Source organism: Streptomyces virginiae (assembly GCF_041432505.1).
GTDB classification, from domain to species: Bacteria; Actinomycetota; Actinomycetes; order Streptomycetales; family Streptomycetaceae; genus Streptomyces; species Streptomyces virginiae_A.
On record NZ_CP107871.1, the window covers coordinates 8,724,172 to 8,749,787 of the forward strand.

A 25,616-nucleotide genomic window follows, 5' to 3' on the forward strand; every position below is an offset into this window, starting at 1 on the left:
GATCGAGGTGCAACGCCAGGCCGGTTGCAGTCTCGGGTCGACCCGGTCATCGAGGAAGCGGTGGAGCGGCACACCGTCGCGATGTGCGAGCGCAGGCAGTGGGTTTTCCCCAACTCGGATGAGCACGCCGATGACCAATCGGATCCGATCGATTCGATCGTCGTCCTGCCCTGGAGCCAGCCGCAAGCGGGGGTCAGTGCGAGAGCCTGGCGGTGTCGAGGAGGCGGTAGTCGCCCCACAGGTGTCCGCCTGGTAGCCGGTGCAGGGGGCGGGAGGCTCCACCCGTCGTGTGCCTGCAGAGGCTGGTCCCACGTCTTCGAGGTGCCGCAGCGTCGGGCGATCGGTGAGATTTCCCCTTGATCCGGACCGTGTCTCAAGGAGAAGTCGGTGGCCGGGGCGGAGCAGCCCCCTTGCGCGGCTGCGCCCGGTGCACCATGCGGGTGCTCCGGGCGCAGCCGGCGGGTCAGGCGTGCTCGGGGGCCGTGGCGCCGATCATCTCTGCCAGCACGGTCCGCCGCTCCTCTCCTGGGCGGGGGCGGAGCGGACGGGCCAGGCGTGCGCTGTCGTAGTGCCAGCGGTGATCGAGGTCCTGGGCCACCGCCTCGGTGGCGCGGGACTGCGCCCCGGTGCCGAGCAGTTCCGTGAGGTCCTGCGCCAGATCGTGCCAGGACACGTGACCGCTGCACGCGTTGGCGACCCCGTGCACGGGCCGGTCCAGGCAGGCGACCACCGCACGGGCCAGGGCGGCGGCGTGCACCCAGGCGGCTCCGTACCAGTCGTGGCCGTCGGTGCCGGGACGCGGCAGGTCGATCGGGTGGCCCTGGCGGGCGGCCTGGTAGAGCGTGCCGATGGCGCCCCAGCGCAGCTGTTCGCGCAGCCGGTCGTGCGCGCCCCAGACGATCGGTGAGCGTACGGCGCTCGCGCCACCGCGCCCCTCGGTGCCCGCGGCACGCAGCAGCATGGCCTCGCAGTCGAGCTTCGTCCTCCCGTACGGGCTCACGGGCTCGTGGGACGGTGCCTCCTCGGCGACCCGGTCCGTGGCGGGATGACCGTAGGCGTCGACGCTGCTGACGAAGACGAAGGGGCCGCGCCGCCAGGCGTCGACCATCGTCTCCATCGCCGCCCTGTCGATGTCGTGCCGGGTGAAGGTGCAGGCGGCGTGGACGACCCCGTCCGCCTGCGCCACGGCATCCCGCAGTCCGGCCAGGTCGGAGAGGTCGCCCTCGATGACGTCGACGCCCTCGGTGGCGATCAGATGGGCGGACTCGGGCCGGGCCAGCGCGAGCACGGGGCGGCCCTGCGCGACGAGTTCACGTACGACGAACGCGCCCACGCCACCGGTCGCGCCGGTGACCAGCACCGTGCCCGGGCGGACGGCGCGGGAGCGCGGAGCCGGCCTGCTCGCGGCCTTCGCGGCGCTCTGCTGCGCCGCCCGTTCGTCGAGGAGTGCGGTCAGGGCCCGCGGTGTGCGGGCCTGGAGCACGTCGAGGCCGGTGAGCGGCAGTCCGAGGTCCGTACGCAGCCGCTCGGCGAGCTGAACGGCCTTCAGGGAATGGCCGCCAAGGGCGAAGAAGTCGTCGTCCGGCGACGGCGCGACGCCGAGGACCTCGGTGAAGCCCTCCGTGACGGCTTCGGCCGTGGGGCCGGAGGGGTCGCCCGGCGCGGACGGCTCGGGCAGTCCGGGGAGCCGGGCGTGGTCGAGCGGGCCGGCGGTCGTGCGGGGCAGCGCGTCGAGGAGCGTGACCGTGGCGGGCACGGCCTCGGGTGCGAGCGAGCGGCGCAGCAGGCCCAGCAGTTCGTGGCCGGACGTGCCGACGCTGTCGTGGAGGACGGCGTAGGCCAGGGGCGGTCCCTGGTCGGGCTGGACCACGGTGGCGTCGGCGACGCCCGGGTGGGCACGCAGGGCCTGCGCGGCGGGGTGGCGGTCGCCTTCCGGCGCGTCCTGCCGGGCGCCCGCCGGAACCGCTCCGTCCCCGGCGCCCTCCGCCTCGGTGCCCTGCCGGTGGTCTTCCGGTACGGCACCCTCCAGTACGGAACCCTCCGCAACGGCGCCCTCCTGGTCGCCGCCGCGGGCGCCCTCCGCGCCGGGATGAGGAAGCGTGCTCAGAGAGCGATCCGGGTCGGCCGCGACCGCGTGGAGCAGGGCCGCGTAGTCCCGCAGGGCCGCCTCCGCCACGGTGTCGTCCAGCGCGTTCGGGTCGTACTGGACCAGCGCCCGGGGCTGTACTGCCCCGTCGCCGGGTACCAGGCCGTAGGACAGGGTGAACTTCGCGCCGTCGGAGGGTACGTCGACGTACTCGGCCGACGTACCCGGCAGCCGCAGGACGGTCGGCTCGCCGAGGACGTCGGAGGTGACGCGGACCAGCGCGGTGCCGTCCGCGCCGCGGGCTCCGGCGCCGAGGCGTTCGAGGACCAGGTCGAAGGGGATGTGCCGATGGCGCTGGGCCTCGAGGAGCGCGTCGCTCACGCGCCGCAGCAGCTGGGCGAAGGTCGGGTCGCCGGAGGCGTCGACCCGTACGGGCAGGGTGTTGACGCACAGGCCGACCAGGCCGCGCATGGCTGTTCCGCTGCGGTGGGTGCCCGCCACGCCGATGACGAGGTCGTCGTCGCCGGTGAGGCGGTGCAGTGCGGCGAAGGCCGCGGTGAGCGACACCGCGAAGAGGGTGGCCCGCCGCTGTGCACCCAGCGCCCGCAGGGCGTCGGGCACGGCGGGCTCCAGCGGCACGCTGCGCGCGGCTCCGGGACGTACGGATGCCTGCGGCGCCGCCGCCGCGGGCCGGGGCAGGCGCGGCGGGACGGCGTCGGCCAGCAGGTCGCTCCAGCGGTCCAGTTCCGCTGCGAAGCCGGGCAGGTCCTCGTGCTCGCGGCGCGCGTGATCGGCGTACTGCGGCGGTACGGGCAGGGCGGTGCGGCCGTTCCCGTCGGTGGCTTCCGCGTAGAGGACGGCGAGTTCGTCGGCCACGGTCTCCAGTGAGGCCCCGTCCACGGCGATGTGGTGGAACGTCAGCAGCAGGGTGTGGTCCTGCGGGCCGTGGCGCAGGACCAGCGCCCGTACGGCGTCGCCCGCGGCGAGGTCGAACGGCCGGGCCGTCTCGCGCCGCAGCAGCCCCGGGGCGTTCGCCGGGTCGGTGTCGACGACGTGTACGGGGACCGTCCGTGGCGTCGGGAGGACCTCCTGGTGGGGCTCGCCGTCGCGCTCCGCGTAGCGGGTGCGCAGGATGGCGTGCCGGGCCACCAGCCGGGTGAGGGCGGTGGCGAGGGCGGCCACGTCGAACGGGCCGCGCACCCGGGTGGCGAACGGTACGTGATACGAGTCGCCCGCTCCGCCGAGCCGTTCCATCAGCCACATGCGCCGCTGGGCGCGGGACAGGGGGACGACGCCCGCCGCCGGCCGGGCGGCGGTTCCGGATGCGGCGGCGTCCTGCGCTGCGTGACCGTCGTCGACGGCGCCCGCGGCTGCGGTGGGCCCGTCCGTCGTCCGCCGGGCTTTCCCGGAGCGGGCCCGGCGCAGCAGCTCCTGCTGGAGCTGCTCCTTGCGGTTGCGGGCCGCGGAGTCGGTGTCAGTGGACATCGCTGTGCTCCGGGGTCTCGGGGTGGAGGTCTTCGTGCGCGGCCATCAGGACGCGTTCGACCAGCGCGGCCTGCGCGGCGACGGTCGGGGCGGCGAAGAAGTCGGCGAGGGAGAGTTCCACTCCGAGCTCCTCGCGGAGGTCGTCGGTGACGGCGAGGGCGAGGAGAGAGTGGCCGCCGATGAGGAGGAACTCGTCGTCGGCGCGGGTGACCTCGATGCCCAGTGCCTGGCTCCACACCTCGGCGACGGCCTGTTCCAGTGGTGTCATCCGGGCCGCCGGCGCGTCGGCGGCCCGGCTCTCGATGGCGTGCGCGCGCCCGGAGAGGGCACGCCGGTCGACCTTGCCGGCCGGGGTGAGGGGCAGCCGCTCCAGCACGGTGACCGTGTCGGGGACGAGATGGCCCGGCAGGACGGCGGTGAGCCGCTCGCGCAGCGCCGTGCCGTGCGGGACGGGGCCGGGCGCGGCGACGACGAACGCGACGAGGCGCGCCTCGGGGGTGCCGGCGCCGTCGACGGTGACGGCGGCGTCGTCCACGTCCGGCTGCTCGCGGAGGGCGTGTTCGACCTCGGCGGGTTCGATGCGGAAGCCGCGCACCTTGACCTGGTCGTCGTTGCGGCCGTGGAACTGGAGGATGCCGTCGGTCCGGAGGGAGACGATGTCGCCCGTACGGTAGAGCCGCCCGGTGGCGGCCCGCTCGACGAACCGCTCGGCGGTCAGTTCGGGCAGGCCTGTGTACCCGTGGGCGAGCCGGCTGCCGCCGATCCACAGCTCGCCCCGGTCGCCGTCGTCCACCGGGTGACCGTCGGCGTCCAGGACGTGCGCCGTGGCCCCGGCCATGGGCCGGCCGATCGGGACGGGCCCCTCGCAGTCCCGTGCGGTGACCCGGTGGGCGGTCGCGAAGGTGGTCGTCTCGGTGGGCCCGTAGCCGTTGACGAGTTCCAGCCAGGGGAAGGCGGTGAGCACCTCGCGGGCTTGTGCGGCGGCCATCGCCTCGCCGCCCACGACGACCGAGCGGAGCTGGGCGAAGACGCGGGAGCGGCGGGCGGCGAGCTGGTGGAAGAGGGCCGTCGTGAAGAACGCCACCGTCACGCCGTGCCGCTCCACGTGCTGGGCCAGATCCTCCAGGGAGGGCCGCTGCTCGGTGCAGACGACGACGGCCGCGCCGTTGGCGAGCGCGACCCAGACCTCGAACGTCGAGGCGTCGAAGGTCATCGGGGAGTGGAACAGGACGCGGTCGCGGCCGGAGACGGTGACGTAGTCCGGTGCGGTGACCAGCTCGGCGATGGCCCCGTGCGGCACGAGGACGCCCTTGGGCCGACCGGTGGAACCGGAGGTGAACATGATGAAGGCCGGGCTGTCGGGGTCGGACGCGTCGAGCGGCCGACCGGTCGTCAGCGGAGCCTCGGGCAGGGCGAGGACGGGGCCGGGCAGGGTGGCCGCGTCCAGCAGCTTCGCGTCGCCGACGGTGAGCGTCACCTCCGCGTCGGCGATCATCGCCTCGGTGCGCGGGCGGGGCTGGGCGGGATCGAGCGGTACGCATACGGCACCGGCCAGCCACAGGCCGAGCTGCGCGACGATCGTGCGGGACGACCGCGCCGTCAGGAGCGCCACCCGGTCGCCGCGTACGACCCCGTGCTCGCGCAGGTACGCCGCGAGGGCGCGGCCGGCCCCGAGGAGACGGCCGTAGGTGAGGGTGGTGTCGCCGTCGACGACGGCGAGGGCGTCGGGGGTGCGTTCGGCGTGCCGCTCGACGAGTGCGGGCAGGGCGGTGGCCGGCGCCGACGGCCGGACGGGCGCGGTGGTGGCCGCGTCCGGCGGCGGTACGGGGGTGCCGCGCGCCGGGTCGGCGGGCAGCGGGGTGACGGTGGTCATGTCAGGCTCCTTCCGGGCGCGCGGTCAGGCGCTGGTCGAGGAGGGCGGCGAAGGCGCGCAGGTCCGTGCTGCGCAGCAGCTCGGGCGCGCGCAGGCGCACTCCCGTCTCGCGTTCGACGGTCGCCAGCAGCCGTGCGGCGACCACGGAGGTGCCGCCGGCGTCGGTGAAGTGGTCGCCGAGACCGGTGTCGGGCCGGCCGAGGAGGTCGCGCACGGTCGTCAGCACGAGCCGTTCGGCGGCGGTGACGGCAGCGTCCACGTCCGTGCCGGTGCCGGCCGCGGCCTCGGCGGGATCGCCCGAAGCGGCGGCCAGGGGCGATTGCGGCGCCTGGGCCTGAGCCTGGGCCGCCAGGGCGGGGCGGTCCACCTTGCCGTTGGCGTCGAGCGGGAAGCCGTCGACGATCCGTACGGCGGTGGGAACGGCCTGCTCGGGGAGCCAGGACCGGACCGCGTCGAGGAGGTCCCCGGCCGCGGGTTCGGCGCCGTCGGTGGGCCGTACGTGGGCGACGAGGCGGCCGTGCCCGGAGCTGTCGCGCAGGACGGTGACGACAGCGGTGCGTACCCGGGGATCCTGCTCGAAGGCGGCCTCCACCTCGGCCGGTTCGATCCGGACTCCGCTGATCTTCACCTGGTCGTCGAGGCGGCCGAGGAAGTCCAGGCTGCCGTCGGTGTTCATCCGTACCCGGTCGCCGGTGCGGTAGAGCCGCTCGACGGCGGGCAGCTCCGCGTCCGGCGCGGGCGCGGTGAACCGGCGTGCGGTGAGCTCGGGGTCGAGGTACCCCAGTGCCAGGCAGTGGCCTCCGACGCGCAGTTCGCCCTCCTGCCCGCGGGCGACGGGGCGGCCTTCCTCGTCCGTGACGACGAGGGTGACGCCCGGGAGCGCGGTGCCGATGGGCGGCGGGGTCCGGTCCCCGGCCTCCGGGTCGGTGGCGCGCATGGTGTGGGTGGTGGTGACGACGGTGGCTTCCGCGGGGCCGTAGGCGTTGTGGACGGTAGCGGTGACATCGGCTCCGGGGCGGCGGCGCATGCGGTCGCCGCCGACGACGAGATGGCGCAGCTTCAGGTCCTGCGGCCACGGGCGGTCCAGGAGCGGCTCGACGGTGGGGGTGGCCGCCACGGCGTGGGTGAGGGCGGTGTCGCGCCACCAGTCGGTGAGGACGCGGCTGTCCCAGCGGGTGTCGTCCGGTGCCGGGACGAGGGCGGCGCCGGAGGTGAGGGCCGCCCACAGTTCCAGCAGGTGCGGGTCGAACGCGACGCCGATGAGCAGGGACTGGCGGTCGCCGGGGGCGAGGCCGGTCTCGGAGCGGTACCAGTCGAGGGCGACGGAGAGCGAGGACTCGGCCACGGCGACCGCCTTGGGGCGGCCGGTGGAACCGGAGGTGAGGACGGCGTACAGGGCGCCTTCGGGGGCGCGCCGGGTGCCGCGGACGGAGTCCGCGACGGCCGCCACGGCGACGGCGGGTGCGTTGACTCCGGCGGTGGGCAGCGGAAGCGGGAAGTGCTGCCCGCCGCGGTGCTCCTCGGGCAGGACACCGGGGTCGCCGATGAGGCAGGCGACGTCGAGGTCCTCGGTGACGGCCTGGATACGGCGTTCGCCGGGCCGGGGGCCGAGGGGCAGGTAGACGGCGCCGAGCCGGGCGAGCGCGACGGCGGTCACCACCAGGGCGGTGGACCGGTCGAGGCAGACGCCGACGAGGTCGCCGGGCCGGACCCGGTCGGCCAGATCGGCGGCGACCAGCGCGGCCGCCGCGTCGAGGTCCTGGTAGGTCCAGATCCGCGTGCCGTCGATCACGGCCGGGGCCTGCGGGGTGTTCCGGGCCCAGTCCTCGAAGCGGGCGAGGACCCGGGTCGGTTCGGCGCAGGGGCCGTGGGCGACGCTCGGTGCGGAGCCGGCGTGGGCGGAGTCGGGTCCGGTGGCGAGGGCGGTGTCGAGGGGCAGGGCGGGGGCGGCGGGCGCGGCCGGGGACTGGATCATCACGACTCCGTGGAGGGGGCGGTGGTGGCGAGGGCATCGGCCTGGTCGGCGAGCACGGGGTTGCGGAAGAGGATCCGCAGTGGCGGGCGGGTGCCCAGCCGGGGCTCGAGCCAGGCGGCCAGCTCGGCGGCCAGCAGGGAGTGGCCCCCGCTGTGGAAGAAGTGGGAGCGGGCGTCGAAACGGCTGTGGCCGAGGACCGTGCGCCAGCCTTCGGTGAGCAGCGCCGTCATGGGGTCGTCGGACCCGGTGGTGGCCGCGGGCTCGGGGTCGGCGTCGGTCCGGGCACCGGGGGCGCCTTCGGTGCCGGTGCCGGGCCCGGCGGCTGGGTCGGCGTCGAGCGCCGCCGCACGCCGGGACAGGGCCGTACGGTCGGGCTTGCCGCCGGCGAGGGTGGGCATGACGTCCAGCCGTGCCCAGCGGGCGGGCACGAGGGGGCCGGGCAGGCGGCCGCTCAGCTCGGCGTGCAGCGCCTTCTCGTCGAAGTCCGCGTCGTCGGCCCCGGCTTCGAGGAAGCCGACGAGCCGGGGCCCGCCGGAGCTCTCCCGGTCCAGTACGACGGCGCAGGAGCGGCCGCCCAGTACCGCGGACGCGGCCGCCTCGATCTCCTCCAGCTCGATGCGGTGGCCGCGCAGCTTGATCTGGTTGTCGCGGCGCCCGAGGAAGTAGAGCAGGCCGTCGAGGCGGCGGTATCCGAGGTCGCCGGTGAGGTAGACGCGCTGTCCGCCGGCCGCGTCGAGGGTGACGAACCGGGCGGCCGTCGCCTCCGTGTTGCCCGCGTAGCCCTCGGCGAGACCGGGGCCGGCGACGGCGAGTTCGCCGACCGCGCCGGACGGCAGTGGGCGGTGGTGGGCGTCGAGGACGTGGATCCGCTCGCCCGGGAGCTCGGTGCCCAGGGGGATCTCGGCGCCCTCGGCGAGGGCGTCGCGGGAGACCTCGTGGACGGTCGAGCTGATGGCCGCCTCCGTGACGCCGTACACGTTGAGCACGGTGGCGTCGGTGTCGGCGAGGACGCCGCGCAGTGCCTCGACGGGGAGGCGCTCTCCGCCGAGGACCACGAGCCGGGGCGCCCAGCTCTCGTCCCGCAGTACGGGGCGGAGGTCCTCGCGGGTGGCGAGGAAGTAGCTGGTGGGCAGGTTGGCGACGGTGACCCGGGCGGACACCAGCGCTTCGGCGAGCTCCGCGCCCGTGGGCACCTCGTACTCGGGCAGGACCAGGCACGCACCGGCGTACAGGGCCGGCAGCACCTCTTCGAGCGCGACGTCGAAGGACGGCTGGGCGAACATCAGCACCCGGTCCGAGGTGGTGAGGCCGAAGCGGTCGGCGGTTGCCGTCAGGTGGTGCACCAGCGCCGCGTGGCCGACGGCGACCGGCTTGGGCGTGCCGGTGGAGCCGGAGGTGTGGATGACGTATGCGGTACCGGGGAGTTCGGTGGTTCCGTGGGCCGGGGGCAGGACCGGGGCGTCGATCCGGGCGGTCGGCAGGCCTTCCGGCAGGGCCGGGGTGCCGTCACCGGTGAGGACCAGCGCCGGGGCGAGCTGCTCCAGCAGCAGGCCGAGCCGGGCCGGCGGATCGGACGGGGAGAGCGGGCAGTAGACGGCGCCGGTCCGCAGGCAGGCGAGCAGGGCGATGAGGGAGTCGGTGCCCCGGGGCAGTACGACGGCCACCGGACGGCCGGGCGTGACGCCGGCGGTGCGCAGCCGCTCGGCGAGGGCGCCGACGTGCTCGTCCAGTTCGCCGTAGGTGAGCCGGCGGGCGCCGCACAGCAGCGCCGGCTGCGACGGGTGCCGCCCGGCGACGGGGTCCAGCGGATCGCGGTCGGCGGGGACGGGCACGGGCTCGGCGGCCGGCTCCACGACGGTGGGATCCAGGTCGGCCAGCGGGGTCTCGGGGCTCTCCAGGTAGGCGCGCAGCAGGTGCAGGAAGCGGCCGGACAGCAGGCGGGCGACGTCCTCGCCGAACAGGTCCATGTCGTAGTCCCAGACCAGGGTCATACCGGGCGCGCCGTGGCGCGTGGTGACACCGCGCCGGTCGTCCGGGAGCAGGACCACGTCGAGGTCGAAGCGGGTGGTGCCGGTGTTGAAGCCCTCGAAGAGGGTGATGTCGAGGCCGGGTACGTCGATCTCGGGCAGCGGCGCGTCGTGGGCGCTGAACATGACGGAGAAGAGGGGGTTGTCGGCGCCGGAGGTGTGCATGCCCAGTGCCCGGGTCAGCTCCTGGACCGGTACGTCCTGGTGCGGGAGCGCCCGGATGAGGGTGTCGGTGACCTCGTCCATGGTGTCCTGGGCGGGTGCCGCGCCGTCCAGGACGAGAGGCAGCGGGATGGTGTTGACGAACATGCCCACGGCGTCCTCGTAGCCGAGGGGGCGGTTGCCGACGGCGGTGCCGATGACCATCCGGGAGCGGCCGCTGTGCCGGCGCAGGAGCTCGGCGAACAGCCCCAGGAGCGTGGAGAAGGGGGTGAGACCGCGTGAACGGGCGTGCCCGCGCAGGCGTTCGGCGAGATCGGCGCCGATCGTCTGGCGCAGCTGTCCGCCGTGGTGCTGGCGGCGGGCACCGGGGCGGGTCAGACCGGGCAGCGGCAGATCGTGCTGCTGATCGCGCAGTTCGGCCCGCCAGAAGTCGAGGGATTCGGGGGCGTACGCGGCCTCGGCGCGCTCCTGGACGTGGTCCGCGTACGAGGAGGCGGGCGGGAGCTGGAGGGCCTCGCCGAGGACGTGGGCGCGGTACACGCGAAAGACGTCGTCGAGCAGGATCGCGAAGGAGTGCCCGTCGTGGATCAGGTGGTGCTCGACGTGGATGAGCCGGTGGTGGCGCTCGGCCAGGCGCACGAGCGTCCAGCGGATCAGCGGTGCCTCGAACGTGTCGAGCGGTGTCTCGGCCTCGGTGCGCAGGAGGTGCGCGAAGGCCGCCTCGGGGTCCGCCTCCGTGCTGAGGTCGGTCGTGCGCAGCCTCGGCGCACACGCTCGGGCGACCCGCTGCGCCGGTACGGAACCGGCGGAGGCGACGAGTTCGAGCCGCAGGCCGGGGTGGCGGGCGAGGGTGGCTTCGAGACCCAGGCGCAGCGCGTCGGTGTCGAGCGTGCCCCACAGGTCCAGTGAGGCGGTGAAGTTGTAGGCGCGACTGCCGGGCTGCATCTGCTCGTGCAGCCAGACGATCTCCTGCGAGGAGGAGAGGGGAAGCATGGGCGATCCCTGAGGTTGTGGGTCGGTTTCCGGTGCCGGGTCACGGTCGTGTCCGGCGGTCATGCGGACGGCGTCGCGGGTCGCGCGGTGCCGCTTTCTGCGTGGGGGGATGCCATGGGGGGAAGTCGTGGGGTGCGCGGTGGCGCGGGAGGCCGGGTGGGTGTGGGCTTCGGTGCGCGGTGCGCGGTGCGCGGTGCGCGGTGGTCGCGGGTCCGTGACGCGCCGGGGGCGCCGCGGCCGGATCGGGTGCCGGCAGCGCACGCGGGCGTGCAGCTGCCGGGCTCCCGGGACATGTGGGTGGTGCGTGCCGTGCCGCCGGTGGCCGGGTTGCCGCGCCGCGGCGTGCGCGGGTGGGCAATGCCTCGGGGCGGCGGCGCGGCCCGGTCACTGCACGGTGCGGTCCGAGGGGCGCAGCGCGTGGGTGAGCGCGTCGAACGCGCGGTGCGCGCTCTCGTCGTCCAGCACTGCCCGGTCCCACACCATCCGCAGTCGGATCTCCGCCCCCTGGGTGACGGAGACGGCGAAGGGGCCACGGACGGGTCTGCCGTCGACATGGACCTCCCGGCCCTCGACACCGGCCAGTACGAGGGGCGGACGACGGGTGTCGTCGTCCACGGTGAGCAGTCCGTCGAGCCCTCCGGTCCAGGCGGAGCCGGCGGCGCGCGCGGCGGTCACGACGGCGTCGAACGGTACGTCGGCCCGGTCGAGGTCGTCCCACCAGGCGTCGGCCAGCGCCTCCTGGTCGGTGCCGCTGCCGGGTCCCTCCGCCTGCCCGGTGTCGGCCGGGAAGACGAGCGTGTTCAGGAAACAGCCGACGACCGGCTCCGCGCCCGGGGGACGGCCGCCCCAGGGGTAGCCCAGCGGGACCGTGCGGCCGGGGCCGTACAGTTCGCGGGCCGCGGAGCGGCAGGCGTCGAGCAGTGCGGGGAAGGACACGCCGCCGTCGTGCGCGGGCAGCCGGGCCTGCGCGGCGCCGCTGGGCCGTGCACCCTCGGGGACGCGGGCCGGACCGCGCGCCGGGGCGTGGGACCGCAGCGCGCGCAGCCGGCCGGCCCAGTAGGCGGCCGCCTCGGGCGTCTCCGCCTTTTCCTCGGCGGCGAGTTGGCTCAGGACCGCGTCGCGGTAGGCCGTGAGTTCGGCGTCCGTCTCCCCGGGTGCGACGGGGGAACCGATGGCCTCCTCGCTGTAGGCGGCGCCGAGTTCGTCGACGATCCGTGCCAGGGAACGGCCGTCGCAGACGGCGTGGTCCAGGGCGACGGCGAGGATCTCCTCCTCGTGCTCCTCGTCGCGTACGAGGAAGAGCCTCAAGGGGGAACCCTGGCCGTCCCAGGAGTCCAGCGCGCGGCGCAGCGCGTCGGCGGCCGACTCCCCCGGCAGGAGGGCCGGGCGCGCCAGGTCGACGTCCGGGTCGGCGACGCGCAGGACGGGTGTGCCGCGGGTGACGCCGGGCCGTGAGCGCAGGGCCGTGTGCCGTGCGGCAAGCCTGGACGCCGCCGCCCGCAGGCGTTCGGGGTCGACGGTTCCGTACGGGAACGCGAAGAACATCGGCACCAGGTCGGGGCGTCCGGAGGGGTCCAGCGAACGTACCAGCAGGAAGCGGCGCTGCGCTCCGGTGACCGGCAGTACGGTGTCGGACCGGTCGCCGGTGAGGCGCCGGTAGCGGGCGAGGTACTGACTCGTGATGCTGAGCACGTGGTCCTCTTCGTCGTCGCCGCAGTCGCGCGGACGGGTGGCGCGGCCCCTGCGGACGGGGCGGTGAGTGGTCGGTGGCGGCGGGCGGGGCCCGCGCGGGGGTTCGCGTTGCCGGTCGCCGTACGGGTGCGGGGCGGCGGCCTGGGGTGGCCGGGGGGCGGGGGCCTGGCGGCGGCCGGGGTGGGGCGGTCAGCGGGTGGGCGCGGGAGTGGGCCGTTCGTCACCGTCGACGGTGGCCGTGTCGGTGGCGGTGGCGGTGGCGCGCGGTGCCCCGGGTTCGGCGCCGGCGTCCGCGTCGTCGTGCGGTCCGGGCAGGTCCCGCATGCGGCGCAGCGGGGAGAGCAGCAGCGGCAGGGGTACGGCGAGGATGCCGACGGCGCACCAGGCGAGGGCCGTGCGCGATCCGTAGGACTGAGCGAGGGCTCCGCCGAGGAGGGCGCCCAGCGGCAGGGTGCCCCACATGAGGAAGCGCAGGGTGGCGTTCATCCGGCCGAGCAGCCGCGGCGGGCACATGCCCTGGCGGAAGCTGACCTGGGCGACGTTGTAGACGACCGCGCCGAAGGAGACGACCGCCGATCCGGCGGCGAACAGGACGGCTCCGAGGAGCCCGTGCCCGGACAGGGGCCACAGCAGCGCGAACGGGCCGGTCACGAGGACGGACAGGAGCATGACCCGGGCCTGCCCCAGGCCGGCCGCGAGGCGTCCGGCGCACACGGCGCCCAGGAGACCTCCCACGGCCGACGCGGACAGCACCAGCCCGAGCCCGCCGGCCTGCAGTCCGACGACACGGACGAGGTGCACGGTCTGGGTCGCCATGAGGACGGCCGTGCAGAAGTTGGCGAGGCCGGTCGTCAGGGCGATGACGCGGAGCAGCGGATGGCCGAAGACGAAGCGGACGCCCTCGCCGATCTCCTTGCGCAGGGAGCCTCCCGCGGCCGTGGGCTCGGGTGCTTCCTCGGTCCGCCGGACGCGCTGGAGGAAGAGGGCGGAGAGCAGGTAGCCGACGGCGTCGACGATGACCGCGAACTGCGCCCCGACGAGCTGGACGAGTCCGCCGCCGATCCCGGGACCGGTCACGTGGGCGGTGGAACGGACCGTCTCCAGGGCGCCGTTGCCGGCCACGAGCTGGTCACGGGGCAGGATCTGCGGGAGGTAGCTCTGGTGCGCGACGTCGAAGAACACGGTGGCCACGCCGGTCACGAGAGCGACCACGTAGAGCTGGACCATGGTCAGGGCGCCGACGAGGGCGGCAGCGGGGATGCTGGCCATGGCCACGGCGCGCAGCAGGTCCGCGCGGATCATCAGGGGACGCTTGCGCATCCGGTCGGTGAGCGCTCCGGCGGGCAGGCCCACGAGCAGGAAGGCGGCGGTCTCCGCGGCGGTCAGGAGGCCCACCTGGAAGGCGGGAGCGTCGAGTTCGAGGACGGCCACCAGCGGCAGCGCCACCAGGGTCACTTGTGCACCGAGCTGTCCGGTGGCCGCTCCCGCGAGTAGCAGTCGGAAGTCGCGCAGGCGCAGAGGGCCACCGGGGGTGGCTCGGGATGTGTCGGACATGTGAACGACATTCACGGACCCATCGCTCAACAGTCAAAGTAAACCTGTCATTTTCGGACTTGTTTTGCTGCATCGCGGTCACAGATCGGGAAATCTTTCGCGCTGTCCGGGGTGCGGACGCGTTAATTCCTGTCGGTTGCGTATTCGGCGAGGGGTGGACGGGACAAGGGGGGGCAGGGGCGCAAGGAGCCGTCGAGCGGCGCCACTTACCCTGAGTAACGGGTTCCATCCTGACCGAAAAGGCCTACCCTCGACCGTGCCCCCGCGGAGCCATTCATTCCGTCCGCTATGCGGACGGCCGGCACCGCTCAGCCACACCACGCCGCGCGGCGGGAACCCCGGCCGGGGCCACGCATCACCTCAAGGCGTCCCGCCCCGGTCGGCGCCGGCCCTGGTCCGGCGCGCACGGAGGTTGGTCAAGGGGGACCCGGTGAGAGACAGCACCATTTCGGGCCACGCACTGCCTCCGACGCCCGCCCCCTGCCGCCCCTCGGATGTCGGCGCCCGAGGTGCCGAACGCGGCGCTGGTGGGTGCGACACCACTCGTCCGGGGACGGCGCAGCTTTCACAGTGGAGTGGGGGTTCACGAAGCGGCCCACTCCGTCCGACGGGTTCGGCACCGGTCGCACATGCCGGTGGAGCCGAGCACCGGACGGTTGCATCCCTTGAGCCTTCGCCAACCTGAATTCGCAGCTCAAAGGGCTGGTGTGGCAGCCTTCCGGGGTGGAGCACCAGCCCACGGTCCGACAGGTTGGCAGACGGCGAGCGATAGAGCGCGGTTACCGGCCGCGCCCCTCATGGCACGTCCAGCGTCGGGCCGCCGTCGCGCGGCCGGTTGGGGCCGGCCTCCCGGCCCGCGCGGCTGCGCCTACTGTTCGCCGCCTCAGGCGACGAGTTCGCAGGATCGCGTCCCTCAAGGCCGAGAAGAGCTTCTGTGACCCACGCCTGCTGCCTGCCGGAACCGTCCATCTCACGGTTCCGGCAGTAGCAAGCCGGCCCGCCGAGGCAAGCTCCACGCCTACCCGTTGTGGGTTTGCGGATTTTTGATCTTGGGCGTGTTCGTTGTGGGTCGATCCGTGTGTGGTGGATGAATACGTGGGGTGGGTGTCCCGGTTGGCGGTCGCGGTGGTGTTCGCGGTCGCGGCGTTCGGGAAGTTCACCGGCCGCCAGGAGGCCCGGGAGGCGGTCGCTGCTTTCGGGGTGCCGGAGCACCGCGTAGGGATCGTCGCGTGGGCCTTGCCGTGTGTGGAGGCGGCTGTCGCCATCGCTGTGCTTCCCTCGGCAACCGCCGTGTGGGCCGGCGCGTGCGCGCTGATCCTGCTCGGAGTGTTCAGTGCGCTGGTCGCAGTCCGCCTTGCGCGAGGTGAACACCCTGCCTGCGCCTGTTTCGGGACGGCTGCGGCGAAGCCGATCGGCCCGGGCACCTTGGTCCGCAACGCACTGATCGCCGCGGTCGCAGGGGCCGCTTTGTGGGGTGCGCTGGCCCGTCCCGGACTGCCCGAAGCTCTGCCTGGTGTACCGGCGTGGGGTCTGGCGATCGCAGCGGCACTGGCCGGGGTGCCGGTATGGCAGGGGCTGTCGCTCCGCGATCTGCGCTCACGCCTGGCCGAGGCGAACACGCCGGCCCCACCTGACGGCCTCCCCATCGGCACACCCGCACCCCAGTTCACCCTCCCCACACCAGACGGCACCACCCGCACCCTCGCCCACTGGCAGGAGACCGGCCGGCCTCTGGCGCTGGTGTTCCTGCACCCCGGATGCGGGCCCTGCAGAAAGCTGGCCGGCGACCTCCCCGACGCGCTCGGACAGCGCACGGACGGACTGCAGGTCCTCGTCGTCGCCTCCGGCACCCCCGCGGACAACGCGCTCTGGGCCACCGACTACGGACTCACCGACGTCCTCGTCCAGGACCACAACGAGGTCGCCGCCCAGTGCAGACTCCGCGGAACACCCAGCACGGTCCTCCTCGACCCCTCCGGCCGTATCGCAGCACCCACAGCCTCGGGCCCCACAGCCTCCCGCGAACTCCTCGCCACCACCATCCGGTGTCCCCGACTGAAAGGCACCGCATGAGCCAGACCGAGACCTACCCCGACTTCGACTGCTCACAGGGCGATCAGGGTGAGTCCTACGTCCACCCGGATCACTGCTCCAAGTTCATCCAGTGCAGCAACGGCGTCGCCTACGTCATGGACTGTCCCGAGGGCATGAACTTCAACCCGAACGTCCGTCCCGGGCCCGTGTGTGACCTTCCCCGCGACTACCCCTGCATCGACGACTGACCTGTTCCCTCGGTGGAGGCCCCTGCCCAGACGGGGCCTCCACCGAGGCTCGGGCGCGGGCGTTCGGGGCAGGCCGCCCTTCTCCCCGCACATGATCACTAGTGCTGTGACCGCATAGGTTCGCCGGGTTGGTGGCCGGAGCGGTTGGATGGGCGGTGACGTTCGTTCCGACTGCTGGAGGTGTGGTGGCCGAGCCTGTGAGGGTGCGCAGATTGACCGATCAGGAAGGGCAGAAGCTGCAGCAGTTCGTCCGCCGGGGCAGTACCAGTTCGGTGCGCTACCGCCGGGCGATGATGCTGCTCGCCTCGGCCGGCGGGAACCGAGTACCGGTGATCGCCCAGCTGGTCCAGGCCGACGAGGACACCGTCCGCGAGGTGATCCACCGGTTCAACGAGATCGGCCTGGCCTGCCTGGACCCTCAGTGGGCGGGAGGCCGTCCCCGCCTGCTCACACCTGACGACGAGGACTTCGTCATCCAGACGGCCACCACCCGCCCCACCAAGCTGGGCCAACCCTTCACCCGCTGGTCGATCCGCAAACTCGCCGCCTACCTGCGCCGCGTGCACGGACGCGCCATACGCATCGGCCGTGAAGCCTTACGGTGCCTGCTCCTGCGCCGCGGTATCACCTTCCAGCGGACGAAGACGTGGAAGGAATCGCCTGATCCCGACCGCGACGCCAAGCTCGACCGCATCGAACAGGTAGTGGAAAGCTTCCCGGACCGGGTCTTCGCCTTCGACGAGTTCGGGCCCCTGGGGATCCGGCCCACCGCGGGTTCCTGCTGGGCGAAGCAGGGCAAGCCCGACCGTCTGCCCGCGACCTACCGCCGCACCCACGGCGTCACCTACTTCCACGGCTGCTACTCCGTCGGCGACGACACCCTGTGGGGCGTCAACCGCCGCCGCAAGGGCACCGCCAACAGCCTGGCCGCGCTGAAGTCGATCCGCGCCGCCAGACCCGACGGCGCCCCGATCTACATCATTCTGGACAACCTCTCCGCCCACACCGGCGCGGACATCCGCCGCTGGGCGAAGAAGAACAAGGTCGAGCTGTGTTTCACCCCAACCTACGCCTCCTGGGCCAACCCCATCGAGGCGCACTTCGGCCCCCTGCGGCAGTTCACCCTGGCCAACTCCCACCACCGCAGCCACCCCGCGCAAACCCGGGCCCTGCACCGCTACCTGCGCTGGCGCAACGCCAACGCCCGCCACCGCGACGTGCTCGCCGCACAACGCAAGGAACGTGCCCGCATCCGCAGCGAGAAGGGCATCCGCTGGGGCGGACGCCCCTCTCAGCCGCAGCCTGAACCCGGCGAACCTATGCGGTCACAGCACGCTAGTCCCACCAGTCGGTGCGTCCCTCGTCATCGACCTTAGGCTGTGGGACTGCTCCGAACCAGGACTGCTTGTCGTGATGGGCCATGGATTCGGCTGTTTCGTGAAGCCAAGAACCCAAACTGGGCCACCCGAGAAAATATGCCTGGTCAGCGTGGCCAGCGTCACCAAGGTGGTTGTGCCACAACCCTGGCCCCGCTTCGATGAACTGCTCGTCCCCGTCACTTCCCGCGAAGGGCACCCACTGCGTCCCCCACCACGGGGTTTCCGCCTGGTCGGGATCGTCAGGCTCCCAGATGTCCATCCGCATCTCGCGGATCTCGATGATCTCCGCAACGGAGTACAGCCGTCGGCAGGGCAACACACCGAGCAGGGAGGTGTCGCCGTCGTGACACAGGAGTGACTCCACCAGGTCCGCAGGCAACTGGAAGCCCAACCGTTCCTCAGCCTCCTTGATGGACTGTTTCGACGCGGGAGGCCGGAGTTCCGACAGTGCCCTCGGCGCATGCTTTGCCAGCCACGCGTCAATGCGCTGCCACGACATTGCGACGGGCGGAAACACCGGGTCTATGCCCCGCCGGGGCGGTTGGATCATCACGCTCGTCAGCATGCACCACCATGGCTCAGCGAACCACGCCGGGCACCCCTCCCCGCTTGAAAACAGGTAATCACCGTCCACCGCAGCGGCGACATCGGATCACCCCGCACGTCCGGCTCGACCAGCGCCAGCAGGGCCGGTCGCAGCCCCGGATCGAATTCCGCGACCCGCTTGCGGCCCCTACCCGGACGCCGCACCCGACACAGGGGATCCTCGCCGGCCTCCAGCTCGAACACGCCCATCCAACCGCTCCATCCGCCAACCCGGCGAACCTATGCGGTCACAGCACTAGGCGAGTCTTCACACAGCCTGTGCGACTGCGACTGCGACTGCGACTGCGGCGTGACGGGTGCGGACGGGTGGCGGTGACGTCATCACGGGCGTATCGCGCCGGAGATGCTGAAACCGATGACAGCGGCCAGCCGTAATTCCCCGAGTACGCCCAGCGCAGAGGTGATGCTCTGTAGCGACGTGGCGGGGCTAGTCGGCAGCGCTGATCATGGTGTCCGACGGGGTAGTGATTCGTTTCTTCCCTTGTGGCGGTCGTGGGGACCGCCAGTCAGGGAAAGAGCATTCACCGATGACGCAGCCCGTTCGTATCGTGTTCCGCTCCGCACTCCGCGACGCGCCCGCCGTCGGCGAGGGCCTGCGGGTGGCGCTCTATCAGGGCCAGGGGCCGGTCGGCAGCCGGGAGGCGGTGCAGCAGAACATGGACCGGCTGGCCGAGGTCACCGCTCTGGCCGCGGCCTACGACTGCCAGGTGGTGGTGTTTCCGGAGAAGTACACCACCGGCTACGCCATCGACCCCGGCCAGTGCCGGGAGCTGGCAGAGCACCGCGAGGGCCCCTCGATCGACCGGGCCCGCCTGGCCGCCAAGGAGAACGGACTGGCCGTGGTCCTGCCCTACCCCGAACGCGACGGCAGAGACTTCTACGACTCCATCAGCGTGATCACCGCCGACGGGCAGGTGGCCGCCAACTACCGCAAGACCCACCTCTACGGGGCGGCGGAGCGACGCAACTACTCCTTCGGCCAGGAACTGCCGCCCCTCGTCGCCATCAACGGCATCACGGTCGGCGTGCTGAACTGCTACGAGTGCGAGTTCCCGCCGCTCTACCAGTACCTCGCCGAGCACGGCGCACAGATCGTGCTGGGCCCCACCGCCGCCGACGGCCACTTCCGCCTGGCCGACGGCACCATGAGCCGCGTTCCCTACCAGGACACAACCCGCCACATCATCCCCGCCATGGCCTCCATCTGGCGTCTGTTCGTCGCCTACGCAAACCGCCGAGGCTGGGAACAGGTCCCCGCCGGCGCCTGGCAGTACCAGGGAAACTCAGGCATCTGGGGACCCGACGGCGAACCCCTGGTAGCCGCCACCGCTGAAGACCGCCACCACGACTGCCTCCTGATCGCCGACTGCCTGCCCGGAACCATCCCGCCGTTCAGCCCCGAAGGCCACCACCCCACCGACAACCGCCTCGCCCTCAACCCGGTCCTACGCCCCGCCCGCTGAGAAGAGAAGCCGGCCACCAGGCGATGCACACAACGTCACCATCCACGGCCGGACAGCTCCCCACTGGCTGGCCACCAGTGGGGAGATCCAACTGGCCACTATCAATCCCGTCGACCGCCTTTCGGCTCAGGCGCCGACCGCGCTGACGGACGATCTACTGCTCAGACAGTCGCCCGTGACCAGCGCAAGTACCCCGACAGTCGATCACACCAGCCCTTTGACCTGCGAGTTCAAGTTGGCGAAGGCTCCTTGCGGTCCCACCCGGCGCACACCGCGGGCTGTCCCGCTGAAGCCGGGTAGTTGGCGCGCATGTCCTCGTGCTCCACTCGGCACGGCTTGCACCGGGGGTTCGGCTCGGCTCGGTTCAGCACCAGGACGCAGCCGCACTCCGCACACCGGCTACGGGGGACCGCAGGAGTGGGACGCGGGGCGGGAGCGCCGTGCAAATCGACGGTGGGAGTGGACGTTCCGTACTCCGCAGTGGAGCAGCGCCGGCCGCACACGTTTTCGTCGCACACCGAGCACCTGCGCCCGCTGCTCCACAGGACGCCGGCCTCGCAGTCGAAGATCCCGCAGCCCCAGTGGGGCAGGCCGACGCCGAGGATCCACCGGCCGGGGTCGCGGAGATCGCGCCGCCGATGGCCGGGCCGGCTGCTGCACCGAGGTTGAAGGCGCCCACGTTGACGGAGACCGCCAGATTGGGGGCGGCGCCCGCGTGGTGCAGGATCAGTCCCTGCAGCGGGGCGATGGTTGCGGTGGCGAACAGACCGAGTACCAGAACTGCTGCCACGGCGGTTGGCTGCCACACCACGGCAGGAGCGTTCCGGCCAGCCCGCCGAAGACACCGCGTGCGGTGGCGCTCATCGACTTGTCGGTCAGCTTTCCGGCGGTGAGGTTGCCGAGGAAACTACCCGCGCCGTAGGCGAGCAGCAGACCGGAGACCGCCGCGGCGGAGAAACCGGAGACGCGGGTCAGCAGCGGGGCGATGTAGGTGAACACCGTGGCGACCCCGGAATAGCCCACCGCGGTGGTGGCGATGGCGAGCATGACCGGCCGACGCGTCACCACGCGTATCTCGTCACGCAGTCGCGTGGACGGTGTTTCCTGCCGGGGCAGTACGGCGGCCAGGAGCACGGTGCCCACCAGGGACAGAACGGTCAGCGCGGCGAACGGAGCCCGCCATCCGGCGCCCTGCCCGAGCAGTGCCCCCAGGGGTACTCCGAGGAGCGTGGCCACGGTGAAGCCGGAGGCCACGGTGGCGATGGCCGAGCCCGTCTTCGCAGCCGGGACCACCCGAGTCGCCGTCACCAGCGCCAGGGCCAGGAAGGCGGCGTGACTCAGCGAGACACTACGCGGCCCGCCAGGAGCAGGCCGAACGACGGCGCCACGGCGCTGATCGCGCTGCCCGACGGGCCCGGCACCACAACGACGACATCCTGCGCCCCGGCCAGATCACCGCCATGCGCCTGAGCGGGCGCCACCAGGAGCAGCACCGCACCACCTGGGACGTCCCCCAGAAGAACGCCGCCTCCGACGCCTCCCGCCTCCAGCCCGTCCACGACGACGCCGTACGCGCCATCGACCGATACCTCCCCCGCCGCGCTACCACCCGCGACGACAGCGGCCACCTGTTCACCACCGTCAACGGCCGCCCCCTCGAACCCCAATCCCTCATCCGAATCCTGCGCACCGTCGCCGCCACCCACCCGGACCTCGAAGAGATCGCCCCGAAGCTGTCCGCCGACGCCGTCACCCACTCACCCGCCGCTCAAGCCGCGGCCTGACCGGAGGGGCCTGACGCCGGAGCGGAAGCCACCGCCGTGGGCTCGCCAACTCGCTCGCCGCCGAGGGCGCCGAAGGTTCCCGGGCCGCCCTCGCTCGGTGGATGGCCCGCGGCCGCGACGCCGCCCGGGCCCCGTGTGGACGGAGAACGCGTGAACGCCGCCGACGACGCACGTCGAGCTGTACAGGTGGGTGAACTCCGCGCGGGCGCAGATGGCCGTCGGGCGCTCGCGCGAGTTCTGCAGGCGGGCACCGGGAGCCTGGTTCTGTAGGAACGCGTGCGCTCCTACAACGGCCCCGTCACCGGCCTGGACGTCGAGGAACACCAGACCTGGTACCTGCGGCCGGACTGGCGCGCGGCGGCCTGGTGGCTGGCCCGCGTGTTCCCCGAGCACTACGGGCCGAACGCCCAGGGCTGGGAGCAGCTCCTCGGCGCGTACGACGCCGAGCAGGCCGCCGTCGAGCACATTGCCGTCTCTGACGACCTGCACCTTGCCGAACGCCTCGCTGCCACCCTGGCCCTGCCGGCCCGCATACCCGCGATGTTCTGCCGGCGGCAGAACAGCGGCCGGACCGGGCTCGATGGTCACTACAGTCCAGTCTCATGACGACGATCACGACGCGCACTGTCGAGTATCGGGCCGACGGGTTGACGATGATCGGGCATCTCGCGCTCCCGGCCGGTGTCGACCGCGGGCCTGCGGTGCTGCTCGGACCGGAGGGCACGGGGCTCAGCGACGTCGAGCGCCGCCGGGCCGATGCTCTCGCCGAGCTGGGATACATGGCGCTGGCCTTCGACCTTCATGGCGGGCGCTATCTGGGTGACCCCGAGGAGATGCTGGCCCGTTGCCTGCCGTTGCTCGCTGATCCGGAGCGGATGCGGGGCATCGGCCATGCGGCGCTCGACGTGTTGCGCACCGAGCCTCGGACCGATCCCGGCCGGATCGCCGCCGTCGGCTACGGCACCGGGGGCGCCATCGCGCTGGAACTCGGGCGCGACGGCGTCGACCTGCGCGCGATCGGGACCGTCAACGCAACCACCACGGGCCGGCCGGGCGAGGCGGCGCGCATCCGCTGCCCGGTGTGGGCCGGGGTCGGTTCGGAGGACCCGATCATGGCGCCCGCGCAACGGAACGCGTTCACCGCCGAGATGCAGGCCGCGGGCGTCGACTGGCGCCTCACGGTCTACGGCGGCGCCTTGCACGCCTTCCACCACCCGCCGGTCGACCACCCCACGGTCCCCGGCGTCGGCTACCACCCACAGCACGCACAGCGAGCCTGGCGCGACGTCGTCGACCTGCTCGCCGAGTGCCTGCCCGTGACGGAAGCTCTGGGGGCATGACCCTGGCAGACGGCTTGGCGCCAGGCCTGGTCCGCGTGCGGCATGCGCTACGACGGGCCAGCGGCGCGCAAGGTGGCCGAGGAGACGATGCGGATCGAGGCGGCGTCGAAGAACAACCCGGCGGACCTGATCAACATTGCGTTGGAGAAGCTGGTCGAGGCCGGGCTGGAAATCCCGCGGTTCTCGACGCTGGACGCGATGGCGTCCACGGTGCGGGCTCAGGTGAACGAGGAGATCCTGGCCGGCATCCGCGACCGAATGACGGCGGAGGAGCGGCGTGGGCTGCTGGGGTTGCCGGACGTGGTGGGGCTGGACCCAAGACGCTGTTCAACGCGCTGAAGCAGAACCCTGGCTGGGCGACCTGGTCAAACTTCAAGCGGCTGAAGCGCCCTTGAGTAGTAGCGGGGCAGCCGTTACTGAGCTTGTAGTCGTGGTGTCGTGAGTGTGAGTCGGGTGCCGGTGAGGCATCCGTCGATGATGTCGCTGCGGGCCCTTGGCCAGTTCCTCCTCGAGAACGGCGAACAGCGCGTCGCTCAGCTTTGGCCGGCACGCCGGGCCACGGGAACGAACGCCGTCCTGACCGGCCGCCCTCCATGCCTGCCGCCACCGCTGAACCGACCGGACACTGACCCGTAACTCCTTCGCGATGTTCGTGCTGCCCCGCCTGGCGGCGAACATCGCGACCGCTTCCATCCGGACCCGCTCGCGGAACGCTTGCCTCTCCGCGGTCAGACCCCCACCCTGCGGATACCTCATACAACTGGCATACCGCGACGATCACTGATCGTCAGCCCCTACGACAACCCGACTTCAAGGTCAGTAACCGCGGTACGGCTACTACTCAAGACCGATTCCCTCGGGCCGACTGTGCCCCAGATGTGAGTAGTTGAGGGACAGGAGGTCCAGTGGCTGAAGGCCATTCGGAATCAAGATCGTTTGACTGCCGCTACTGGTCGCCCCAATCCTCCCCGAGGGCCCTGACCTGCTGTCCAGCTGGCCAGTGCACCCGCTGACGTGGCACGCCCCCGGATACGGTAGCTTGAACGTGTTCAAGTCGTCGGGTCCGGGGGTTGGTCATGCAGGCCGCTGCGCGAGCGAGTATTCATCCATGGCAGGTCGGCCTCGTGCTGTGCGCCGCGGTCACCCCCCTACCGGTGCTGATCGTGTGGTTCGGGGATTCCGGCATCACGGCGCTCGCCTTCGCGACCGCCGCGGTGGTCTCCGTGCCGTTGTTCCTGCGCGCCCGGCCGTCCGGCTTCGTCTACGTCGCGGGCACCATCGCGGCGCTGCTGGTGCTGTGGTCGTTCATCGGCGCCATGGCTGGGATGTTCCTGTTCTTCCCCTCGGCGCTGCAGCTCCTGCTGGCCACCGGGGCGGACCCGCGCGAACGCCCGACCGCCGCCAAGGTGATGGCCGGTGCCGGACTCCTGCTGTCGGCGGCGGTCGTGGTGCAGTCGTTGAGGCGCTGAGCGCTCCCAGGGGATGTCCGGCAGCGCCAACCGCTGTACCGCTGGTCCCCAAGGCCGGCGGCGGCCCCCCCCCGGATCCCTCCGGCGGGGCCGCCGCGCGTTGCGGGCAGGAGGGACGGGGCGGCCCTCCGGGGCGCCGCCGTTCGTGCGTATGGGTCACACGGCGGCAGCCGCCTTCGAGAGGCGGCCCCAGCCCTGGCTCCGGTCGATCGCGTCGAGCAGCACCGGCTCCCAGCCGGCGGCCGCGAGAGCGACGGTGTCGGGCAGACCCGCGTCGGCGAGGACCTGCAGCTGCACCGTGTGCTCGATGCCCTCGGCCCAGGCGTCGCGCACCGCCTGACGGACCGCGACGCGCGCCTGCAGCTCGGCGGTGCCGCCGTCCTCCCCAGCACGACGCAGCTCGGCGAGGGCGCGGCCGCGGGCGGCGACGTCGTCCAGGAGCACGGCGGCCTTCTCGGCGTCCGGCATCATCGGCGCCCCGACGGCGGTCGGCTCCACGCCCCGGCGCAGCTGCTCCATGCGCGTGGGCAGCGGCTCCCAGGACGGCTGTCCGGCCATCTCCACGTTGGTTTCGGCGACCGCGCGGGTCCAGGCGCGGGCCAGGCCGCGCGGCATCAGCGGCGTTCCTGCGGGGACGGTCTGGCCGTCGTGGTGGTTGCCGTGCAGGGAGACCCACAGGGGGGTGGCGGTGCCGCCGACCCGCTCCAACAGGTGCTGTCGTTCGGGCAGTCATCGCTTGAGTGCCGCCCGGGAAAGGCCGGACAGGGCGAGCAGCTCGGTGAACGCCTCCGACTGGCTCCAGCCCTGGGGCCGGCGCACCACACGCAGCTCCTCCAGCGACGGCGAGAGGTCCTCGATCGTGCGCGTGCACATCTCGCCCGCCCGGACACCGGTGTCGGAGACGACCGCACCGACGGCGAGCATCCGCAGCTGACCGGTGGTCGCGTCGGGTGAGTCGGCGAGGCCGGTCAGCTGCGAGCGGAGCAGGGAGCGGGGCCGCTTGGCGACCGGCGATTTGCTCGGCGGTCCGGCTGCGGCGGGAGCTCGGCGAAGTCCTCGGCGCCGCACGCCGTCACCAGCACCTTGAGGACCTCCAGGCGGGTCTGCTCGGAGTTGTCCGACCCCCTGGACGGGTCGGCAGCCTTGCGTACGCGCAGCTGCCCGGTGCGGGCCAGGCGCAGGTAGACCTCGACCGGCTCGGCGGCGAAGACCTCGCGAACGCCCGCCTCGTCGCCGAGCGGGTGCTCGGCATGGGCCAGGGCGCGGGTGTACGCGCCGACCACCCACTTCACCTGGCGGGCCCGGGACGGGGAGATCGACGGCCAGGACGCCACCTCGGCAGCCGCCGCGTTCAGCAGCTCGGGGCCCGTCAGGCTGCGGTCGACGACAGTCCGGGTCACTGGGCTGACCCGTTCGCTTCGGCCCGGAGCTGGGCGGCGCGGGCGC

The 25,616-nt window shown here is 72.8% G+C and carries 19 protein-coding genes and 3 pseudogenes; 9 read left to right on the forward strand and 13 right to left on the reverse strand.

The features are described from left to right. Positions 1-463 precede the first annotated feature (463 nt). The 6 genes from OG624_RS40250 to OG624_RS40275 all read right to left on the reverse strand — a co-directional run bounded on the left by OG624_RS40250 (position 464) and on the right by OG624_RS40275 (position 13,847). The gene (locus tag OG624_RS40250) at positions 464-3,571 is read right to left on the reverse strand and encodes a condensation domain-containing protein (RefSeq protein ID WP_371640666.1); all 3,108 of its coding nucleotides are present in this window, start codon (positions 3,569-3,571) and stop codon (positions 464-466) included. After that, positions 3,561-5,444 (reverse strand): non-ribosomal peptide synthetase, encoded by a 1,884-nt coding sequence (locus OG624_RS40255; protein WP_371640667.1) that lies wholly within the window; start codon positions 5,442-5,444, stop codon positions 3,561-3,563. Before OG624_RS40255 ends, OG624_RS40250 begins: the two co-directional genes overlap by 11 nt. A 1-nt stretch (position 5,445) precedes the next feature. Beyond that, on the reverse strand, positions 5,446-7,419 hold the full coding sequence (locus OG624_RS40260) for a non-ribosomal peptide synthetase (RefSeq protein ID WP_371640668.1): 1,974 nt from the start codon (positions 7,417-7,419) through the stop codon (positions 5,446-5,448). Continuing rightward, entirely contained in the window at positions 7,419-10,601 is a 3,183-nt protein-coding gene (locus OG624_RS40265) for a non-ribosomal peptide synthetase (protein ID WP_371640669.1), read from the reverse strand. The genes OG624_RS40260 and OG624_RS40265 overlap by 1 nt, the downstream gene beginning before the upstream one ends. A gap of 384 nt (positions 10,602-10,985) precedes the next feature. Then, positions 10,986-12,293, reverse strand: a complete 1,308-nt coding sequence (locus tag OG624_RS40270) for a condensation domain-containing protein (RefSeq protein WP_371640670.1) — start codon at positions 12,291-12,293, stop codon at positions 10,986-10,988. A gap of 189 nt (positions 12,294-12,482) precedes the next feature. Continuing rightward, positions 12,483-13,847, reverse strand: a complete 1,365-nt coding sequence (locus OG624_RS40275; protein ID WP_371640671.1) for an MFS transporter — start codon at positions 13,845-13,847, stop codon at positions 12,483-12,485. A gap of 1,080 nt (positions 13,848-14,927) precedes the next feature. Here OG624_RS40275 and OG624_RS40280 point away from each other — a divergent pair. The 3 genes and pseudogenes from OG624_RS40280 to OG624_RS40290 all read left to right on the forward strand — a co-directional run. Continuing rightward, positions 14,928-15,920, forward strand: a complete 993-nt coding sequence (locus tag OG624_RS40280) for a MauE/DoxX family redox-associated membrane protein (protein ID WP_371640672.1) — start codon at positions 14,928-14,930, stop codon at positions 15,918-15,920. Continuing rightward, complete coding sequence (locus OG624_RS40285) at positions 15,917-16,129, forward strand: chitin binding peritrophin-A domain-containing protein (protein ID WP_371640673.1); 213 nt, start codon at positions 15,917-15,919, stop codon at positions 16,127-16,129. The genes OG624_RS40280 and OG624_RS40285 overlap by 4 nt, the downstream gene beginning before the upstream one ends. Before the next feature lie 185 nt (positions 16,130-16,314). Next, a pseudogene (locus tag OG624_RS40290) lies at positions 16,315-17,418 on the forward strand (IS630 family transposase); the annotation flags it as partial. Positions 17,419-17,464: 46 nt separating this feature from the next. Here OG624_RS40290 and OG624_RS40295 read toward each other — a convergent pair. Together OG624_RS40295 and OG624_RS40300 are read right to left on the reverse strand one after the other, a co-directional pair. After that, positions 17,465-18,073 carry an SMI1/KNR4 family protein gene (locus OG624_RS40295; protein ID WP_266354026.1) on the reverse strand — a complete coding sequence of 203 codons (609 nt, stop codon included), beginning with the start codon at positions 18,071-18,073 and terminating at the stop codon, positions 17,465-17,467. 62 nt (positions 18,074-18,135) lie between these two features. Beyond that, positions 18,136-18,300, reverse strand: a pseudogene (locus OG624_RS40300) (ISAzo13 family transposase); the annotation flags it as partial. A 341-nt stretch (positions 18,301-18,641) separates the two neighbouring features. Between OG624_RS40300 and OG624_RS40305 the strand changes: the two are divergent. Then, positions 18,642-19,577, forward strand: a complete 936-nt coding sequence (locus OG624_RS40305) for a nitrilase-related carbon-nitrogen hydrolase (RefSeq protein WP_371640674.1) — start codon at positions 18,642-18,644, stop codon at positions 19,575-19,577. A 726-nt stretch (positions 19,578-20,303) separates the two neighbouring features. Here OG624_RS40305 and OG624_RS40310 read toward each other — a convergent pair. Beyond that, positions 20,304-20,885 carry an MFS transporter gene (locus tag OG624_RS40310; protein WP_371640675.1) on the reverse strand — a complete coding sequence of 194 codons (582 nt, stop codon included), beginning with the start codon at positions 20,883-20,885 and terminating at the stop codon, positions 20,304-20,306. A gap of 152 nt (positions 20,886-21,037) precedes the next feature. Here OG624_RS40310 and OG624_RS40315 point away from each other — a divergent pair, with 152 nt between their 5' ends. The 4 genes from OG624_RS40315 to OG624_RS40330 all read left to right on the forward strand — a co-directional run bounded on the left by OG624_RS40315 (position 21,038) and on the right by OG624_RS40330 (position 23,040). Continuing rightward, a complete protein-coding gene (locus OG624_RS40315; RefSeq protein ID WP_371640676.1) occupies positions 21,038-21,361 on the forward strand; it encodes a hypothetical protein in 324 nt (107 codons plus the stop codon). 276 nt (positions 21,362-21,637) lie between these two features. Next, positions 21,638-21,967 (forward strand): hypothetical protein, encoded by a 330-nt coding sequence (locus OG624_RS40320; protein WP_371640677.1) that lies wholly within the window; start codon positions 21,638-21,640, stop codon positions 21,965-21,967. Next, a complete protein-coding gene (locus tag OG624_RS40325) occupies positions 21,964-22,701 on the forward strand; it encodes a dienelactone hydrolase family protein (RefSeq protein ID WP_371640678.1) in 738 nt (245 codons plus the stop codon). The genes OG624_RS40320 and OG624_RS40325 overlap by 4 nt, the downstream gene beginning before the upstream one ends. Positions 22,702-22,743: 42 nt before the next feature. After that, a complete protein-coding gene (locus tag OG624_RS40330) occupies positions 22,744-23,040 on the forward strand; it encodes a hypothetical protein (protein WP_371640679.1) in 297 nt (98 codons plus the stop codon). A gap of 138 nt (positions 23,041-23,178) precedes the next feature. Here the strand turns inward: OG624_RS40330 and OG624_RS40335 are convergent. Next, a pseudogene (locus tag OG624_RS40335) lies at positions 23,179-23,457 on the reverse strand (helix-turn-helix domain-containing protein); the annotation flags it as partial. 398 nt (positions 23,458-23,855) lie between these two features. Between OG624_RS40335 and OG624_RS40340 the strand changes: the two are divergent. Beyond that, positions 23,856-24,170 (forward strand): hypothetical protein, encoded by a 315-nt coding sequence (locus tag OG624_RS40340; RefSeq protein WP_371640682.1) that lies wholly within the window; start codon positions 23,856-23,858, stop codon positions 24,168-24,170. A gap of 156 nt (positions 24,171-24,326) precedes the next feature. Here OG624_RS40340 and OG624_RS40345 read toward each other — a convergent pair whose 3' ends face one another. The 3 genes from OG624_RS40345 to OG624_RS40355 are packed head-to-tail and all read right to left on the reverse strand — an operon-like array spanning position 24,327 to position 25,570. Then, positions 24,327-24,878, reverse strand: coding sequence for a hypothetical protein (locus tag OG624_RS40345; RefSeq protein ID WP_371640683.1), 552 nt, complete (start codon positions 24,876-24,878; stop codon positions 24,327-24,329). Between the two features lie 21 nt (positions 24,879-24,899). Further along, the gene (locus OG624_RS40350) at positions 24,900-25,094 is read right to left on the reverse strand and encodes a hypothetical protein (protein WP_371640684.1); all 195 of its coding nucleotides are present in this window, start codon (positions 25,092-25,094) and stop codon (positions 24,900-24,902) included. Positions 25,095-25,138: 44 nt separating this feature from the next. Continuing rightward, positions 25,139-25,570: a hypothetical protein gene (locus tag OG624_RS40355; protein WP_371640685.1), complete on the reverse strand. Its 432-nt coding sequence runs from the start codon at positions 25,568-25,570 to the stop codon at positions 25,139-25,141. Positions 25,571-25,616: the final 46 nt, after the last annotated feature.

Excerpts from the sequence above, each read along its gene's own strand:
- OG624_RS40350 (WP_371640684.1), bottom strand. The coding sequence starts at position 25,094 with ATGCTCGCCGTCGGTGCGGTCGTCTCCGACACCGGTGTCCGGGCGGGC.
- OG624_RS40325 (WP_371640678.1), top strand. The coding sequence starts at position 21,964 with ATGACGACGATCACGACGCGCACTGTCGAGTATCGGGCCGACGGGTTG.
- OG624_RS40275 (WP_371640671.1), bottom strand. The coding sequence starts at position 13,847 with ATGTCCGACACATCCCGAGCCACCCCCGGTGGCCCTCTGCGCCTGCGC.
- OG624_RS40315 (WP_371640676.1), top strand. The coding sequence starts at position 21,038 with ATGCGCCTGAGCGGGCGCCACCAGGAGCAGCACCGCACCACCTGGGAC.
- OG624_RS40330 (WP_371640679.1), top strand. The coding sequence starts at position 22,744 with ATGCGCTACGACGGGCCAGCGGCGCGCAAGGTGGCCGAGGAGACGATG.
- OG624_RS40265 (WP_371640669.1), bottom strand. The coding sequence starts at position 10,601 with ATGCTTCCCCTCTCCTCCTCGCAGGAGATCGTCTGGCTGCACGAGCAG.
- OG624_RS40305 (WP_371640674.1), top strand. The coding sequence starts at position 18,642 with ATGACGCAGCCCGTTCGTATCGTGTTCCGCTCCGCACTCCGCGACGCG.
- OG624_RS40250 (WP_371640666.1), bottom strand. The coding sequence starts at position 3,571 with ATGTCCACTGACACCGACTCCGCGGCCCGCAACCGCAAGGAGCAGCTC.
- OG624_RS40255 (WP_371640667.1), bottom strand. The coding sequence starts at position 5,444 with ATGACCACCGTCACCCCGCTGCCCGCCGACCCGGCGCGCGGCACCCCC.
- OG624_RS40260 (WP_371640668.1), bottom strand. The coding sequence starts at position 7,419 with ATGATCCAGTCCCCGGCCGCGCCCGCCGCCCCCGCCCTGCCCCTCGAC.
- OG624_RS40295 (WP_266354026.1), bottom strand. The coding sequence starts at position 18,073 with ATGCTGACGAGCGTGATGATCCAACCGCCCCGGCGGGGCATAGACCCG.
- OG624_RS40285 (WP_371640673.1), top strand. The coding sequence starts at position 15,917 with ATGAGCCAGACCGAGACCTACCCCGACTTCGACTGCTCACAGGGCGAT.